The sequence below is a fragment of the Paraburkholderia sp. SIMBA_030 genome (genome assembly GCF_046535245.1).
GTDB lineage: Bacteria > Pseudomonadota > Gammaproteobacteria > Burkholderiales > Burkholderiaceae > Paraburkholderia.
In genome coordinates this window covers 1-266 of the sequence record NZ_JAWRXB010000704.1, presented here as the reverse complement: position 1 = coordinate 266, position 266 = coordinate 1, and the positions used below count along the sequence as shown (strand labels likewise).

Sequence of the window (266 nt, the reverse complement as noted above, 5' to 3'; positions counted from 1 at the left end):
ATCACCAGTTCTACCGTCAGCAGCAACACCGCCGCGATGTGTCATACAACTTAAACTATGAATGGCAGTTTTTACCAAATCATGGCTCGCTTCACCCTCAATATGGGCAATTAGGCCAAAACCGCAATTATCAGAAAAATCATCTGGCGTGGCCAGGTGTGTTTGTGAGGAAATCATTGACATAGCTTGTCCTTTTAAGTAGACGGGCAACTTACATTTCCAATGCGGAGTATAAGTTGGTACCCGTAAGCAGAACGGGCTGATAG

The 266-nt window shown here is 45.1% G+C and carries 1 protein-coding gene; it reads right to left on the bottom strand.

Features of this window, described 5'->3' with window-relative positions; genetic code table 11:
* A partial coding sequence (locus SB772_RS41765; RefSeq protein WP_410838743.1) for a hypothetical protein occupies positions 1 to 183 on the bottom strand: 183 nt, incomplete at its 3' end.
* Between the last annotated feature and the right edge of the window lie 83 nt (positions 184 to 266).